Source organism: Crassaminicella thermophila, from assembly GCF_008152325.1.
Lineage (GTDB): Bacteria > Bacillota > Clostridia > Peptostreptococcales > Thermotaleaceae > Crassaminicella_A > Crassaminicella_A thermophila.
Genome location: NZ_CP042243.1, coordinates 464,018 through 479,931, shown reverse-complemented (window position 1 = coordinate 479,931; position 15,914 = coordinate 464,018). Strand labels below are relative to the sequence as shown.

The window sequence follows — 15,914 nt, the reverse complement described above, 5'->3', positions numbered from 1 at the left end:
TTTTGTTTAACAGGATGAGCCTCCCTCACCTGGTATAATTCTAAACCCTTTAGAAAACCAACTATTAGTATAATCAATACTAAAACTCTTAAACTGATTAAGAATATCTTTTTCTACTATTACTTTCAATCCATTTATTTCTTCATAGTAATCTTTTTCATCATCTTTAGACCCTTCCAGGGCTATTCCAAATGTTGGACCACCTCATCCAAAGCCTTTGATAAAGATTCTTAAGAAAGCATTCTCATTATTTTTATCTTTTAGTTGACTTTTTATCATTTCCTCAGCTTTTTGAGAAATATTTATAAGCATATTCTTACCTCCTTTTTTGTACCCCTCCCCATAGGGGGTTGGTAATTATATTTTAGTATATTTTTCTATCTATGTCAACAGTTTTTTATCGACAAAATATTTCATTTTAACTTAATAAATAAGTAACATAAAAATATAAAAAGATAAGCGAATGACTTTGATAGCTTTTGTAAAAAAACTTACTGAATGTAATGAAGTTTAGTTTTTCCAAAAGCTATCTGGAATGAACTATCTTTTATATTTTCTTTTAAATTACTTATTATATATTTTTCCCTTAAATAAGAAATTTAAAAAAGAAAAAAGTTCCTGCTTCCTGCAGAAACTCTTATTTTCTTAAAATTTCCATAATCCTCTTAGCTTTATCTAAAAATCTTTTCATTTCATAGCCTTCATTCAATTCGAGTATTTCTAAAATATCTGCTATATTCTCAAAATCTTGTATTACATTTCTATTTTTTTTAGAATTTTCTTTTAGTCTATTGATTCTGTCATTTACTGCAAGTGCTTGATCTATTTTTTGTCTTCCTCTCCCATGTACATGTGGTCTTATAACCTCTAATAATTCCATTGTCTTATTTTTTGCCGCTAGCTGGCTGCCAAATTCAGCTTGATTTTTTGCATAATTATTTAATGCATACATAATATCTAAAATATTCTCTGCTTTTACTATTACTTCTTTTAATTTATCTCCCCAATAAGGTTTAACAGCTTTTTCTTCTTCTCTCCTTAACAAAGTAAATAATATAATCGAAAGTATTTTATCATTACTTAGTAAGCTAGAAATCATATCTGATAAAGCACGACTAGATTTTTCCTTATCTTTTAGCTGTTCTAAATCTTTTATATCTAACACTTCAATATCTGTAGTTTCAAGATTTAATTCTTCCCTATTAATTTCTTCCATTAACCTCCCTCCTTCTAAAAGCTCGTACCGTCATTTTTGTTATTTCATTACATAATATGCTGTTAGTCATGTTATGGTGTAAAAGTAAAAGGAAAAATATTGTTTCAAAAACAAAAGGTAGCACATTGGCTACCTTTTATGCAGAAAAGCTTTTATCTGTTTCCATATTCAATAATTCTATCAGTCTTTCTCTTTCACTAACTACTCTTCCTAATTTTTTTGAATAAGCCATGCATTTTCCATCTACTATTCGCGTTTCTAAAGTTCCATTCGCATGCTTATTTCCTCTTAAATGAGGAGCATCAATTATTCCTCTCTTAATGATATCAGCAAGTACGGAAGGATCACTCCATGGATCCTTGCTTTCAGGATATAGGGATTTTATTGTGTTTAGTAGAATTTTTGCTTCCTCTACCAATTCATTTTTTCTATCTTGTACAGCTTTATCCTGTGTCATATCTACCATACCATGCAGAGTTGATCGAATGACTCCTCTTACAATTTTACAGCTTTCAATTACATCTTCAGGCTTTGCTGCATGATCTGCTTCACTAAACCCTACAACATGTATTATATGCGGTTTTATACTCATTGCCAAATATGTTGAAGCAGAAAGTTGCCCCTTTGCAACATCTAAATCTGCACTCAAACTAGCAAGTCCTGCTCTTACTTGTCTGTAAGTTTTAAAGTTTTCATCTTCTAATGATTCAATCAATTGAATTTTCGCAAGCATCTTTGCTAAATCCATTCGATGATATATAGCTGGAGGTACATTAAACATATATTGGGCAATATAGTGCTTAACTCCCATTTTTTTTGCATTATAGGCTGCTAAAAATGCCATAACAACACCAATAGTATCATGGGCATCTCTTAAACTCCAGTGATGAGCTTCATTTACTTCTACAGGAATATTTCTTTGTGCATGCCATTTCATAAGTTTTTGTCCTTCTGTAATAGAAGTAAGAACATCTCTTGGCCCTCTTTTGTCTAGTACATTATACCAGCACAAAGGTACTGCACACCATGCATTGTTTATTGTATTTTTTAGAAGCTCTGCAAATCTAAAAATTTCTGCTGTTCCACTATAACATCTTAAAAGTGGATAATTTCCCCTTCTAGAAGCTTCATATAATTTTTCAAAATCTTCTACTTTTCTTAACGGAACACCGCCAGCACCATCTAAATCATGGTTCATATTCTCTGGTGTGAAAAAATTTTCTTGTGCATTTTGATCTGGTCCTATAGAAATTACATCAAGAACTTTTGCTTGAGCAATCTTTTTTATCCCTTCATAAGTTTCTTTAAGAGATGGAAGACCAAAATGGTGTCTTATAACAGGGTAAGGATACTTGCTATTGATTCTTTCAATAATATTTTGCGGATAGTTTATTGCAACTTCTTTTAAATTTTTTCCTCTTAAATAATTAATTACATCATCTAAATCCTCTGTTCCATCAAATATTTTTGAAAAGAATTTATATTCTTTTGCAATCTCTGCAACAGGTTTTGTACCTCCAAATATCCACTCAATATGATATAACTTCTTTTTATCAATAAATTCCTTTAATTCATTTAATAAAGGTACTACTGATCCTGGTGTTAATCTAAACCCAATAGTAACCACATCAGGTTTTTTATAAATGATATTATCAATTAATTTTTCTATACTAACTGCCGCTCCTAAAAATTCTACATCGTTTCCTTCTTCTTCAGCAAGTCTTAAAAAATTTACAACACCACCTACATGAACACAATTTCCTATAGCTGCTCCTAAAAATTTTTTCATTAAGCTACCACTCCTCTTGAATCTGATACTTGACCATTTATTACAAATCTTCTTATTTCTTCAACAGATAATCCTTCTAATCCCATGTCTATTACCTTTCTACCACTTTTATAATAATCCGCATTATGAAGGATTGATGCTAAATGAATAATCGAATCAATTGTTGGAGTTTGAATACCTAAATGCATAGCCATATCCCAAATAGGTACTAGACTTTGGGGTACATCTTCATAAATATATCTAGTATCCAAATTTGTTGGAGCCATAATCCCCCAATAGCCTTTCGTATTTTTTAAAGCTTCACAAAGGGTATTTCCATAGGCATTATATGTATATGCCAGCCATTCCTTTAAAGACATGGTTTTAACCCCTAAAGCTTTTGCCACCAACATTCTTTCATAATCAACCTGTTCAATAATTTTTGCAACTGATGGTGTAACACCCTCTATATAATACTTAAAATTTCCTTTTGTATTTTCAATTCTTCCGCAGTTTAATATAGTTGGAATAGGATGCAACAATGCACCTACATTATTGAAACTTGTTTCCAATACACTTGTAGCAGGCATGAATTCTGGAAACACTTCATGAATCATATTAATAAATTCATTATTTCGTATAGCTGGCAATGCTGCCACTTTTACTTCTTCTTTTTTGCTAAATATCTTTACCTTTCCTTGCTCTAAAGCTCTGCATGCAAATAACATAGTTTGAGCTTCAACAATACAAACTTCCTTTAATGGATTATGTCTTGCAATAATACTTTTAAATTCTAATGCCCCTCCTGTTCTTCCAGGATTTAAGACAATATATTGTTCAGGTGTTACAAAAGGAGCTATATGCTTAGCAATAAATTTATGTGCACTAGCAGGAAGTACAACCATAATAACATCAACATTTTTAATAGCTTGTTCAATGCTATTAGTAACTAAATTAAGTCTTCCAAAACCAACAATACTGCCTACTAGTTCAATAGTTCCTCTTTGTTTTATCTTTTTAATTTTTTCAATACTACGATTATAAAGATTTACCTCATACCCCTTATAAGCTAAATAACCTGCAATTCCTTGTCCTCCGTGACCAGCACCTATGACAGCAAACTTAAGTTTTTTAAACAGCTTTTCTTTCACGCAATCCCCTCCTATCTATTTTTATTCACGTCCTGTTTTACTGTCATTTGTTATCAACGCTCCCACGCGTTTTATATTCATCTTAATTTATTACATTTTTGAGATTTTTTTACAGTTTTTAAGGCGCAAAAAACTAGCATTTTCTAACATGCTTTTTTAATTTTTAAGCATGACAAAAAATGATTAGTTTAGTTTTTTCAAAAATTATCTGGAATGAACAATCTTTATATTTCATTTTTAAGTTGACTATACATATATAACAATACTTATATATTGAATAAATATTCAGAAAGACCTTTTAAGAAAAGTATGAAGGAGAGTCTTTTTTAAATTGCTTCCTTCTATGGTTTTGAGAGTATATTTAATGGAATTGAATTTTAAGTGCAATTTTCTCAATTTGATTATATCATATATATTTTCTATTGTAAAGTTGCAAATGTTGTATTTTTTCTCCATTTTATCTTAAAAATGTAATTGTACGAAAATAACCAGCAAAATGCTGGTTATTCTTATAATAAAGGCATATATTTCTTTATAATTCTCTCTCCTGCTTTTATACCATCTACTGCAGCAGATATAATTCCTCCTGCATAGCCCGCTCCTTCTCCAATAGGATATAATCCTTTCACATTCACACTTTCCATTGTATTTTGATCCCTTTCGATTCTAATAGGTGCTGAACTTCTTGTTTCTACACCTATCATAACTGCATCTTTCATAGCAAATCCTTTAAGCTTTTTATCCATTTCTATAAGGCCTTCCTTCATTGTCTCTACTACAAAATCAGGAAGACATTCTTTTAATCTTGTAAGCTTAACACCTGGTAAATAAGATGGCTTTACACTTCCTAACTCTTTTGATGGTCTATCCTTTAAAAAATCTCCCACAAGCTGTGCAGGAGCAAAATAGTTATTCCCTCCCAATTTAAACGCAAGACTTTCCCATTTTCTTTGAAATCTCACACCTGCTAAAGGATGATCATCCCCAAAATCCTCTGTATTTACTTGTACCAGTAAAGCACTATTAGCATTTTCCTTATTTCGTGCATACTCACTCATACCATTAGTTACAACCATATTTTCTTCTGAAGCAGCCGCAACAACCACTCCTCCAGGACACATGCAAAAAGTATATATAGCCCTTTGATTCTTACTTTGATATGTTAGTCTATAATCAGCTGCCCCTAAACGTGGATGCTCTGCAAATTGTTTATATTGAGATTTATTAATAATTTTTTGAGGATGTTCAATCCTAACACCAATTGAAAAAGGCTTTTGTCTAATCTGTATCCCTTTTTCATGTAATACTTCATAAGTATCTCTCGCACTATGGCCTATAGCCAATATAACTTCTGTAGCTTCTATTTTAGTGTTTTTATTCACTTCTAATGCTTTTATCTTTCCATTTTCTATACAAAAATCAGTCACCTTACTTCCAAAATGAACTTCTCCTCCCAAATCTTCTATAGCTTTTCTCATATTTTTTACAACAATTTTTAAAATATCAGTACCAATATGAGGTTTTTGTGCATAAAGAATTTCTTCCGGCGCACCGAAATTTACAAACTCATTTAATACTTTTCTACATCTTATATCTTTTATTCTTGTAGTTAGTTTTCCATCGGAAAAAGTTCCTGCTCCACCTTCACCAAACTGTACATTAGATTCTAAATTTAATTTTCCCATTTTCCAAAAGTTTTCTACATCTTTACTTCTAGTATCTACATCTTGCCCTCGTTCTAATAATATAGGCCTATACCCTCTTTGAGCTAATATTAAACCTGCAAACATTCCAGCTGGCCCCGTTCCAATAATTACTGGCCTATGTATAAGCTTTTCATTTCCCTCTATTACATCTTCATATGAAAGCTTTGGACTCTCTTTTACTTGCTTGTTTTTTCTTAATACTTTTTCTTCATTTTTTAATTCTACATCAACAGAATATACAAAAGATATATTATTTCTTCTAGCATCTATAGACTCTCTAAAGATTTTATAACTGATAATTTCTTTTGGGTGTATTTTAATTTTTTTAGCAATCTTTTCTTTTAAAAGACTTATATCTTCATCTAGTGATAGCTTTACTTCGTTCACACGAATCATTCTTTTTCTCCCTTTCCTTTAAACTAAAAGATATTATACCACATTTATATAAATTTCATTTTCAAAAAAATCTTTTAAAAATGTATATTCCCCTAATACCATTGAAAAACTATAAAAAGATATACACTATGTTTATAAAGGAGAGGTATACTATGGATTTTCAAAGAGCACAACAAATATTTAACTCTACTAAAAGTATTACCGTGTTTCACAAAGGAGAATCTATTTGGATTGAACGATTAGACCCTAATACTCAAACAGCTTACGTAAGAACTTTATCTGGAGAAAAAACTATCCCTGTAAGTGAACTTCAAGAGGTTCATTAATAAAGCAGAAGGTAGATCATTATTATCTACCTTCTGCTTTTATCTATTTTATATTCCAACCTAATACAGCAGCACCTAAAGCACCAACAATCTGTGTGTCATCAGCTATATAGATAGGCTTCTTTATTTTTTCTTCAATCGCTTTTTTTATTGCTTTGCTTTTTGCAACCCCTCCTGTAAAAGCAATTTCATTGGAAATATTAATCTTATCAAGAAGTGCTGTTGCTCTATTTGCAATAGACTGAATTATTCCTGCTGCAATAGATTCTTTACTAGTACCATTTGCAAGTAAACTTACTACCTCAGATTCAGCAAATACGGTACACATACTAGTTATTGACTCTGGTTTAGCATTGCTTGCTAATTTATCTAACTTTTCTATTTCCTCTCCTAACAGATTAATCATAACCTGCAAAAACCTACCTGTTCCTGCAGCACATTTATCATTCATTAAAAAATCCAATACATTTCCATTTTCGTCCAAGCTGATTACCTTGCTATCTTGACCACCGATGTCAATAACGGTTCGTATATCATTGTTTAGAAAATGGACTCCCTTAGCATGGCAAGTAATTTCCGTAACGGTTTTATCAACAAAATCCATAGAAATTCTTCCATAACCTGTCCCTATTATTTTTTTTACATCTTTTCTTTCTATTCCAGCTTTCTCCAATAAAATTTTAAAGGCTTCTTCTGATGCTTTCCTTGGACTCCACCCTGTAGGAATGGTGATTTTTTCAACAATTTTGCCATTAAATAAAATTCCTTTAGTTGCCACAGATCCTGAATCAATGCCTACTGAAAACAAACCCATTCCCCCTTATCCAAACCAGTTTCTTTTCTTTTTTTCTATCGTATATATTCCTTCTGTCTTAATGTCAGAATGTTTTTTAAGCAATTGTTCAACTTGTTTTGTATCATCAGGATTAATCAAAATAGATATACCACAACATTTACTCAAGTCCCTTGGAGTAGGAACAATCGTATATTTCATATTATTTGACTTTAATACTTTTTCTAGTGCTAATCCATCAGTATGAGATGGAAACAATACATAGGTTTGAAAGGTTCTTTTCATTTTATCACCTTATTTTGTAGCAGCTACTTCCTTTTCATTTTTAGAACTATCAAGCATTTCAAAGAAAGCTTCTAATCTTGTTTTTATTTGTCCTGCATCTTGTAGACTATAATCGCTTTCGATCATCATAACAGGAATTCCTTCCTTGTCTAAAGCCTCTTTTACCTTTTTATATTCTAATGCATATGTATGACAGAATGGTAAACTATAGTAAATTACTCCATCTGCTTTATATTCTTTATAAAGTCTTATAATATCATCGATTCTTCCTTCATTTGGTGTAAAGCATGCACAATTTATTCCTAAATATCGATTTGCTAATCCTTTTATTTGTTCATCAATATTTTCTGCTTCTTCATTTGCTAGATTTTCAAAATACCTTGATCCCGTACAGGTTTCTTCACAAACAACAGCTCCACCACTTGTTTCAATTAGATGATGTAATTTCCAATTTGGTATAGCCATAGGCGTTCCTGTTACTAAGATTCTTTTTGTTCCTTCTTTAAATACACTTTCTCCCTTTTCTATACGCGCCTCTAATTCTTCACATAATTCTGTGGTCTTTTCTATGAATCTATTTGGATCATCATAAAAAGCAATTTGTGTAATAAGAAGTGCATCTTTTCCGCTGATAGGTAAATTTTCTGCTTTTCTTGTATTATATAATCTTTGAAGAACAGCTCTCTTTTTATTAATAAGCTTAATAGCTTCTTCTAGTTTTTCTTTTGTAATTTTATTGCCTGTTAATTCTTCTACTTTATCTTTAAATATTTTTATTTCATCTATCCAGTGTATTTTATCTTTTTCTCTTTTCATTTGTGGTAAATCCATTACATGTATAGGAGTATATTCATCAAGAATTTCCCATGCTTTCTTCTTACCATCACATGTTGTCTCTCCCACTAATAAATCTGCAGATTGAAAATATGGGCAGGTTCCACTAAGCTTTGCTCCTACAGATGCTTTTATAAGGGGACACATATTTCTTGGCAATACCTTTTCTCCATCAGGAATCCAAAAATCAGATCCTCCGCACAATCCGACACCAATAGCATCTGCAGCAAATATTATTTCATCTGGTACAAATACACAAAAGCTTCCAAATACCTTTCCACCCTTTTCTTTATGCTCTGCTAATTCTTTTATTCTTAATCCATGTATTTCTGAAACAACAAAGTTATAATAATTCATTCCTTCAGGACGATTTTCCTGAGATAAATAAATGTCTCCATAAAACTCTGGTAGTACCGCACATAGTTGATCATGTTTTTCTAAATCCATATCTAATGATTTCCATAAATCTCTGTAATCAGCCATAACATATCCCCCTTACTCATTAGTTTAATTAGATTATATTATATCGCTTAAATAAGTTATAATAGAAAAATATTATAGCTATTTATCTTTCTATTCAGAATTTTTATATTGTATAATATCTTTTCTAAATAAAACAAAAACTTCAGACTATTAATGTCTGAAGCTACTGTAATGCATTAATGCACATTTCTGCTACTCTTCTTACAAATTTTTCATTTAAAAGTTCTTCATAATTATCTTTTTTTATGATTTCAGCTAAATACATAAATGGAATTGTAAATATCACTACAGATACTTCCTCTACTGTAGTTTTGGGATTTAATTCTTTTGTCTTTAATCCTAAGTTTCTAATTCTTTGTGCTATTTCAAGTTGTTCACAGCTTTTCTTTTTAGATTCTTTATCAAAACTAATATCAAAAACAAGAGCAATAATAAATTTAGCCCCAAGTATGTCTTTCTTTGCCAACTGAAATAGGTTAAATACAATATCAATAATCATTTCATAGAGACCTTTATCTTGGCTAAAATTTTTTATAAAATTTTCTTTTAACTCCTTTAAATATGTATCCACTAATTCTTCTACTAATTCTTCCTTGCTTCTATAGTGCCTATATAAGTACCCTGTTGAAACCCCTGCTCTTTTAGCAATGCTTGCAATAGATGCCCCTCTATATCCATATTCAATAGTCATTTCTATTGCAGCCTTTTTTACTTTTTCTATTTTATTTGGATCTGTTTTTCTTGCCATTTATATCATCCTTTATAACGGTAAATCCCCATACATATCAACAATTTCTCCAAAATAGAATTTATGTGGCGTATTCTCTGGAACTTTATCTGTATCATACTTCTGTTGAACAATTGATTTTTCAAGAAATTCTAAGTCCATTACATCTTTATATACTGTTTTGCACTCAATATTTAAAAAAGCTTCCTCAATTATGCTTGTCTCAACTTTTTTTGCTTTTGTTGGCGTAAGATTTGTTTCTTTCCATTTATCATATTCTCTTCCAGATTTGCTTCCACAAAATTTCATAGCATCAGCATATTCTTTACTGAAGAAATTTACAGTAAACGTATCACTTTCTTCCATTAGCTTATATGTATATCTTGAAGGTCTAACCATCGCAACAAAAATTGGTTTATTCCAAGCAAACATAATACTTCCCCACGCGATAGTCATAGGATTTGGCACTTTATCTTTTCCTTCTGCAACTAATAATACACGTCCTTCTTTTAAAACCTCTAACATTTCTGTAGCATATTGTGGAAATTCTATTTTTTTCTTTTCCATATATCCTCACCCTTTTCTATTATTTATTTTCTTATAAACATTTGAAAAAAGAAATATAAAAAGATAAGTAAATGACTCTGATAATTTAGTTTATTTTTATTATACAGCATATCTGTACTTATATCACCTTATTGTTTTCATAAAAAACACATTGCCCATATTTCATATGAACAATGTGCTTTTTAATGATTAATCTTCTACAAGCTTTTTAAACTCCTCAAGACCAATTCGGTCAATATACGCTCCTAACCTCTCATGTTTTTGCCCATTTTTTGCATAAACCTTTACAATCTTATTAATAATTGAAAATAATTCTTCTTCAGCTACATTTTCAAATAATGTATCAGCAATCCTTGGCTTAACGCCTCCTTTTCCTCCTACTTGTATGTTGAATCCCTTTGGCGTTCCCATAATTCCAATATCTCTAAAGTGATTCTCTGCACAAGAATTTGGGCATCCACTTACACCAATTTTCAATTTGTTAGGCAAATTCATACCATGATACAGCTCATCTAATTTCATTCCAACACCTACTGCATCTTGCTGGCCTCTCTTGCAAAAAGTAGTTCCTGGACAGATTTTGACACTTCTTACACATAATCCAATAGCTGCTCCTGGCTTCATATCCAAATCCTTCCATGCCTGATCAATATCTTCCTCTTTCAAGCCTACAATTGCAATTCTTTGGGAAGATGTGATCTTTAATGCTTGTGCATTATATTTTTCTGCCACATTTGCAATCTTTCTTAATGTATCTACTGAAACAATACCTCCTGGTATATGCGGTGCAATAGCGTAAGTTTCTTTATCTCTTTGTAAAACTGCACCCTTATCTAGTAAATCTTTTGTTGCCATAATATACTCCTCCTTATAGAAATTCACTATTAGTATTACTCAAAAATATATTTTTACTTATAATTTTTAAAAATTCCTGCTATTTTTAAATATAAACAATATCAATATTAAAAGAGAAATATAAAAAAGTAAGTGAATGACTCTGATAACTTTTGTTTTAAATTCGCATGTTGCTTTTGCAACTGCTCATATCTATAACGAAATCTCTTTATTTCATTCGAGATTTCCGTTGCTAAAAAAACTTACTGAAATTACATGAAAAAATACGTTAAAAACCTTCATTGTTTGAACGAACGTGAGTTTTGAAGGTTTAGTATTTTTTCATGGAATGAAGTTTAGTTTTTTCAAAAGTTATCTGGAATGAACGTTTTTTTATTTTTCTTCTTAAAATTGTTTATCTATAACAAGAATTTTTAAAAATGTACATGAATCAGCCAAAATTTTATTCCTTTATCACTCCATCCTAGATCCCAAGGTACTCTATACCTATCTGTATTATGTGAATTTACAAGGGTATACCCCTTTGAATCTGCACCTGTCACAACAGATATATGTGTAACTTCTCCCTTTTTTTCATAAGCAACAAAATCCCCAGGCATTAGCTTATAAGCTGCCTTGTATACTTTTTCATAAGTTCCATAAGCCACTACAGAAGCTCTGCCACTATATACCATATATCCTTTAAATGCATGGGCATTTACCCATGCTTTACTACCACCCTTATCATAGTTCCATGAGTAAGTTTTTCTAAATTTTCCTCCTTCATATAAAATTTGCGAAGCAAAATTTGCACAATCTCCTCCATTTGGATTATAATTTTTGTATTTTTTATTATAAATAAATTCTTTGTCCCCTGCTGCACCACAATATCTATCTGCATATTCTAAAGCACTTTTTCTTCTTTCTCCTATATTTGATAAGTCTCTACTATTTTGAGATATAATATACTCCTTTATTTTTTCTGTTTTTATTTGGTCTAGATGCATTGAATCTGCAAATGGATCAGTATACCATTCCCTCATAATGATCCATTTATCATCATATTCCTTAAGATCTAAAGAATGATAAGTTCCTATTCTAAAAGAATTTACTTTTTTAGTATCATCTTCATATACATATTTATATTCTGTACAAACTGTTAAATTGACAGTAAATTTTTCTCCCTTTTCCTTGACCCATTTTACCATTGTCTTAGATATTATATTAGTAAATTTTATTCCTTGTTTATCAGACCATCCATGTAAATACTTCATTTTTTTCAACTCATGCTCATATGCCCATGCACCATATTTTCTTGATACATCATACAAACTTTCTAATGTTTTTATATCTTTATCTAAAATTGCTTGGCTTCTTATATCAAAAATTTTTTGAATTTCTTGTGAAATTTTTTTATCTATAAAAACAGTAGAAGCTATAGGAGTAAAATGTAAAAAAAACATCAATACTATGCAAATAATTACAACTCCTAATATGATGAACAATTGCTTTTTCTTTATAGTAATAAATACAAACACAACACTCCCTCCTTAAAAGCTACTCATAAGATTATATGAAAAAAAATAAAAAAGTAGGATGATAAATTTATAAATTTCCTACTTTTTTATTCTCATATCTTAGACAACACTTTTTTGAACTTTTCATAGTTATAATAAACTCCATCATCTAAATCCATATCAATACCTTCTACTTCCTTAAGTTCTTCATCATATTTTCTCAACTCTTGTATTTGCTTTTGAATAAATATTTTTTCATTTTCTCCAACACTCATGATTTTATCTTGCAATAGCTTTTGTTTCCTATGTAAGTATTTCTTCCTTATTTTATAAACAACTTTTTTATCATAACGATGTACATAAAAAAGTGCTTGAAAAGCCTTATTTTTTCCTGATGTAAACAACCAGTAAATTGGGCGTTTTTGGTATGTTTTTATATGATCTTTATAAAATTCATACTGAAAATACCGTTTAATACAATCTATTGGCTTTTCACTTTTTCTTTTACATAAAGCAGCTGCAATAAAGCTTAAATTTTCATCTAAGGTGTTTTGTCCAAATGTTATCTTTAAAAATCGTATGAATCTTAAAGCCATATCATCAATAGGTATAATTCCATCCTCTTCTGCTGGATAAGTTTTATATCTTTCTTTATTAAAACTTCCCCCAGCAAAAACCAACCCTTCTTCATCTAATGAATATCTTCCAAACATACACCCAACAGCATAAGATATAAACAAGCGTACATCTTTTTTAAAATCTGCTTTTTTTATTGTAATATCATTTTCTTCTACGCTATGAATCATTTTTTCTTCAATATTGTATATTTCCATGAACATTTTATTGAGCTTTTCCTCTTTTTCCTTTAGTTTATTAAATTGTTTTTCTTTAAAGCTTTTCCAATTGTCAAAGGCTTCTTTTAAAGTAGCCCCTCCATTTTTATAAATCAAGAAAGGATGTCTTTTAAAATCCCATGAAGTCTCGTAATCGTTCCAATCCATTTTAGAAATTTTTATACATTCCTTTGCTAAGTTATCTATATTCTCTTTTATTTCTTTACGATCAGGAAATATGACGGGAAGCATTGCAATGTTTCCAGGCTGAAAATTTAGAGTTGGATTTATAATCATTAGATTCATATAAGTAATTTTTGAACACAAAAGAGCAATAAGAAAATACAATAGATCTTGTCTTGGAAAAGCTGATGATCCTGCTGTATCAAATATAAATCCTTCCTCCATAATTCTTACGCCAAAGTTTGATGAACTTACAAATGACCAGGTAATTCCCTGTTTAAAGTAATAATCTGCATTAGCAATCCCTATATTAGAATTTCTAGAACGATTCAAATAAGCATTATATTCACGAATTTCTTTCCCATCATCCTGCCAGTTTACAATATGGTTTAAATTGCCATACCATTTTCTAAATTCTCCTCCCTTATTGTATGGAAACCATTTATAACCACTGTTTTTTGCACTTTGTCTATCTTTAAATTTAAATCCAATCTTATTGATATCAACTTCATGCCATAATCGTACAAATCTCTTGTTATCACTTGTCTGAAGTCCTACTCTCGTATCTGCAATGTTTTTTAAAGGTATACCTCTTTGAAATACTTTTATAAGCTCATGATTTGCCCAGTAAGCAATAGGCATACCCTGAATTTTTTCAAAGCTTTTCATTAATCGTCTATATCTATAAGAAACTTTCTCATTTTTTATGGCTTCTAAAACCTTTATAGGTTGATTTTTCGCTCCCTTAAAATCTGATAATTTTATAAAATCCCCTAAACCTTTATTGGGTTGGTTTCTTAAAACAAATGTACAAATCGGTACAATAGCTTCTTCAAAAGAAGAATATTCAAGCTGTATAAGACTTTCAATACTTTTTTTCTGAAGTACATATTTTCTTAAATTTTCATATCTTTTGATAAACATCCAGACAAAGGGTGTCATAAAAGCTGTATAGCCATTTTCACTTGTATAATCTAAGCTTCTTTTCATAAATACAGAAAATAAGTCTCCATTATAGAGTTTAAAATGTTGATCCACATATTTCTTTAGTTTCAAGCTCATCATCTTATTAGATAAATAAGGAGGATTTGCAATAACAACCTCATATTTCTGATTTATTATTTTTACCTGTCTTATAATATTTTCAACAATCCCCTTTATTTTTTCTTGTTGTAAATAAGCTAATCGCTCATTCCAAAATTTTTCATCAAAACCTTTTATGCTGATAATCGATCCATATTCTTTCCCATCATAAAAAGTTTCTATCAATCTATTTATCTGATTTTTAGCATACTCCATATCATTTTCGTTTATTCCCTCAAATAATAATGTCTTATGCTTTGTAAGTTCATTGCTTTCCTCGATACAGCATATACTTGGTATAATATTTTCTTCTTTTATTTTATGAAGAAATTTATCATCTTTTTCTCGCCCTTTCATAACTAGTGAAAATAAAGCTAATCTGACAGCTTTTTTATCTATATCCAATCCATACAAATTATTTTTTAGTATGCATTTTGGAATATCTTTTTTATCATACCCTGCATTCAGATAGATCTCATACAATAAATCAAAGGCATATACCAAAATATGTCCTGCTCCACAAGCAGGGTCTAGTACTTTTATACTTTTGGGATCAATTTTTTTTTGAAGATCTCCTTTCATTTCTTTTTGCTTTATATAAAATGCTAATCGTTTTTCTAATAATTGATCCTTTGTTGCTTCTATCCAATATTTCCCTAATGTATTTTCTACCATGTATTTTACAATCCATTTTGGGGTAAATAATTGAGTAGCTGCAGGTATATCTTCTTTTTTTATCCTACTATTATTAAGCCTCACCACTTCTTTATGTTTTTCTTCCATATAATATTGATAAAACCATCCAATGTTTTCAACTTCTTTCCAATCCTCATAAAAGATTATCTCATGACTTAAAAAATCCTTTATCAAAGAATCATTTAATAAATCAAAAGCCAATATTCGTACATCTCTTGAAGTAGGCTCAAAGATAAATGGAAGCATTTCACTTAATGCATCATACGTTTTTAATAGTTTATTTTTCAAAGCTTCATTGGTTTTATATTGACCTATACAAGAAAAAACACATAAATCCTTTGGCAGATAATCATTTACTTCCATATACCTTAAAGTAAGTAAGTAAAAAAAAGATTGGTAGGCTATATCTTCTATTTTCTTACTCTCTATACAGCTAGCTTTTTCCATGATTCTTTCTCGTACATGGATAGCAAAATGCTTTATATTCTTTTTATTCATCCCAATCCCCCTGAACAA

At 30.2% G+C, this 15,914-nt stretch carries 14 protein-coding genes; 1 reads left to right on the top strand and 13 read right to left on the bottom strand.

Going from position 1 to position 15,914, the window contains the following annotated elements:
* Positions 1-6: 6 nt before the first annotated feature.
* The 5 genes from FQB35_RS16605 to FQB35_RS02250 all read right to left on the bottom strand — a co-directional run bounded on the left by FQB35_RS16605 (position 7) and on the right by FQB35_RS02250 (position 6,237).
* The gene (locus FQB35_RS16605) at positions 7-312 is read right to left on the bottom strand and encodes an iron-sulfur cluster biosynthesis family protein (protein ID WP_408625446.1); all 306 of its coding nucleotides are present in this window, start codon (positions 310-312) and stop codon (positions 7-9) included.
* Between the two features lie 325 nt (positions 313-637).
* Complete coding sequence (locus FQB35_RS02265) at positions 638-1,216, bottom strand: hypothetical protein (RefSeq protein ID WP_148808358.1); 579 nt, start codon at positions 1,214-1,216, stop codon at positions 638-640.
* A gap of 136 nt (positions 1,217-1,352) precedes the next feature.
* Positions 1,353-3,005, bottom strand: a complete 1,653-nt coding sequence (locus FQB35_RS02260) for a cobalamin B12-binding domain-containing protein (protein WP_148808357.1) — start codon at positions 3,003-3,005, stop codon at positions 1,353-1,355.
* Positions 3,005-4,135 (bottom strand): NAD/NADP octopine/nopaline dehydrogenase family protein, encoded by a 1,131-nt coding sequence (locus tag FQB35_RS02255; RefSeq protein ID WP_207707331.1) that lies wholly within the window; start codon positions 4,133-4,135, stop codon positions 3,005-3,007. Before FQB35_RS02255 ends, FQB35_RS02260 begins: the two co-directional genes overlap by 1 nt.
* 509 nt (positions 4,136-4,644) lie before the next feature.
* Positions 4,645-6,237: an NAD(P)/FAD-dependent oxidoreductase gene (locus FQB35_RS02250; protein WP_148808356.1), complete on the bottom strand. Its 1,593-nt coding sequence runs from the start codon at positions 6,235-6,237 to the stop codon at positions 4,645-4,647.
* 152 nt (positions 6,238-6,389) lie between these two features.
* Here FQB35_RS02250 and FQB35_RS02245 point away from each other — a divergent pair, with 152 nt between their 5' ends.
* The gene (locus tag FQB35_RS02245; RefSeq protein ID WP_168198213.1) at positions 6,390-6,563 is read left to right on the top strand and encodes an H-type small acid-soluble spore protein; all 174 of its coding nucleotides are present in this window, start codon (positions 6,390-6,392) and stop codon (positions 6,561-6,563) included.
* Between the two features lie 43 nt (positions 6,564-6,606).
* Here the strand turns inward: FQB35_RS02245 and FQB35_RS02240 are convergent, their stop codons facing one another.
* The 8 genes from FQB35_RS02240 to pglX form a co-directional block, all read right to left on the bottom strand.
* The gene (locus FQB35_RS02240; protein WP_333473044.1) at positions 6,607-7,377 is read right to left on the bottom strand and encodes an acyl-CoA dehydratase activase; all 771 of its coding nucleotides are present in this window, start codon (positions 7,375-7,377) and stop codon (positions 6,607-6,609) included.
* A gap of 6 nt (positions 7,378-7,383) precedes the next feature.
* Entirely contained in the window at positions 7,384-7,641 is a 258-nt protein-coding gene (locus tag FQB35_RS02235) for a DUF3343 domain-containing protein (protein ID WP_148808353.1), read from the bottom strand.
* A gap of 9 nt (positions 7,642-7,650) precedes the next feature.
* The gene (locus tag FQB35_RS02230) at positions 7,651-8,958 is read right to left on the bottom strand and encodes a double-cubane-cluster-containing anaerobic reductase (RefSeq protein ID WP_148808352.1); all 1,308 of its coding nucleotides are present in this window, start codon (positions 8,956-8,958) and stop codon (positions 7,651-7,653) included.
* Between the two features lie 163 nt (positions 8,959-9,121).
* A complete protein-coding gene (locus FQB35_RS02225; protein WP_148808351.1) occupies positions 9,122-9,706 on the bottom strand; it encodes a TetR/AcrR family transcriptional regulator in 585 nt (194 codons plus the stop codon).
* A gap of 12 nt (positions 9,707-9,718) precedes the next feature.
* Entirely contained in the window at positions 9,719-10,252 is a 534-nt protein-coding gene (locus FQB35_RS02220) for a flavin reductase family protein (RefSeq protein ID WP_148808350.1), read from the bottom strand.
* A gap of 189 nt (positions 10,253-10,441) precedes the next feature.
* Positions 10,442-11,107 carry a nitrite/sulfite reductase domain-containing protein gene (locus tag FQB35_RS02215; RefSeq protein ID WP_148808349.1) on the bottom strand — a complete coding sequence of 222 codons (666 nt, stop codon included), beginning with the start codon at positions 11,105-11,107 and terminating at the stop codon, positions 10,442-10,444.
* A gap of 413 nt (positions 11,108-11,520) precedes the next feature.
* Entirely contained in the window at positions 11,521-12,624 is a 1,104-nt protein-coding gene (locus FQB35_RS02210; protein ID WP_408625445.1) for an amidase domain-containing protein, read from the bottom strand.
* A 92-nt stretch (positions 12,625-12,716) separates the two neighbouring features.
* Complete coding sequence (pglX, locus tag FQB35_RS02205) at positions 12,717-15,896, bottom strand: BREX-1 system adenine-specific DNA-methyltransferase PglX (protein WP_148808348.1); 3,180 nt, start codon at positions 15,894-15,896, stop codon at positions 12,717-12,719.
* Between the last annotated feature and the right edge of the window lie 18 nt (positions 15,897-15,914).

What these genes read in the sequence shown, in the direction of transcription:
- FQB35_RS02265 (WP_148808358.1), bottom strand. Translation starts at nt 1,216, where the DNA reads ATGGAAGAAATTAATAGGGAAGAATTAAATCTTGAAACTACAGATATT.
- FQB35_RS02260 (WP_148808357.1), bottom strand. Translation starts at nt 3,005, where the DNA reads ATGAAAAAATTTTTAGGAGCAGCTATAGGAAATTGTGTTCATGTAGGT.
- FQB35_RS02250 (WP_148808356.1), bottom strand. Translation starts at nt 6,237, where the DNA reads ATGATTCGTGTGAACGAAGTAAAGCTATCACTAGATGAAGATATAAGT.
- FQB35_RS02245 (WP_168198213.1), top strand. Translation starts at nt 6,390, where the DNA reads ATGGATTTTCAAAGAGCACAACAAATATTTAACTCTACTAAAAGTATT.
- FQB35_RS02240 (WP_333473044.1), bottom strand. Translation starts at nt 7,377, where the DNA reads ATGGGTTTGTTTTCAGTAGGCATTGATTCAGGATCTGTGGCAACTAAA.
- FQB35_RS02235 (WP_148808353.1), bottom strand. Translation starts at nt 7,641, where the DNA reads ATGAAAAGAACCTTTCAAACCTATGTATTGTTTCCATCTCATACTGAT.
- FQB35_RS02230 (WP_148808352.1), bottom strand. Translation starts at nt 8,958, where the DNA reads ATGGCTGATTACAGAGATTTATGGAAATCATTAGATATGGATTTAGAA.
- FQB35_RS02225 (WP_148808351.1), bottom strand. Translation starts at nt 9,706, where the DNA reads ATGGCAAGAAAAACAGATCCAAATAAAATAGAAAAAGTAAAAAAGGCT.
- FQB35_RS02220 (WP_148808350.1), bottom strand. Translation starts at nt 10,252, where the DNA reads ATGGAAAAGAAAAAAATAGAATTTCCACAATATGCTACAGAAATGTTA.
- FQB35_RS02215 (WP_148808349.1), bottom strand. Translation starts at nt 11,107, where the DNA reads ATGGCAACAAAAGATTTACTAGATAAGGGTGCAGTTTTACAAAGAGAT.
- pglX (WP_148808348.1), bottom strand. Translation starts at nt 15,896, where the DNA reads ATGAATAAAAAGAATATAAAGCATTTTGCTATCCATGTACGAGAAAGA.